General features: G+C 52.2%; 1 protein-coding gene. It reads left to right on the forward strand.

Annotated elements, in window-relative coordinates:
* Nucleotides 1-761: HlyD family secretion protein (locus tag AC1RVX_RS30010; protein ID WP_493220247.1), on the forward strand; the 761-nt coding region annotated here is incomplete at both ends.

The following is a 761-nucleotide window of genomic DNA, read 5'->3' on the forward strand; positions in this document are numbered from 1 at the left end:
GCCGCCGCATTGATTGCCTATATCACTTTTGGCAGCATTACCAAAAAAGCCCGTGTCACTGGCATTACTGTCCCCGTAGGTGGCCAGTTGAGCGTCGCTGCGCCCAATGCCGGTATTTTGCTGAACACCCACGTCAAAGAAGGTGAACTGGTCAAAGCTGGACAAGTTTTGTTCACTATCAGTACAGAAAGACAAAACAGCCAGGGTGAAATCACTGCCCTGGTGGCCCAGCAATTGGCTACCCGCGCAGACAGTCTGGCAGCAGAACAAAGGCTGCGCCAAACCCAGTATCAAGAAAAGAAACTGGCACTAAGCCAAAGGCTGGCGAATCTGGAGCAAGAATACAGCCAGATTGAACAAGAACTGGCCTTGTCGCAGCGCCGCCAACAACTGGCCCAGCAAAGCGTCGCCAAGTTTGAAACCTTGCAAGGCAATGGTTATGTTTCAGCGGCACAAACCCAGCAAAAGCAGGAAGACCTGATCGACATCAGTACCCGTTTAAGCACCTTGCAGCGTAACAAGACCCAGTTGCAAGCCAATAAAATTGCCCTGCAAGACGAACTCAATACCCTGGCAAACACGCTGGCCACTGACCTGACCCAAATCGACAGAGCCAAAGCCAGCCTGAAACAGGAAGTGGCAGAAAACGCCAATCGCCAGTCCAGCCAGATTACTGCGCCACAGGCAGGTACTGTGACGGCGCTGACCAATCAAAATGGACAAGCCATTAATGCAGGTCAGGTGTTGGCGAGCTTGATACC

This window comes from Undibacterium sp. GW821-FHT11B02 (assembly GCF_058808955.1).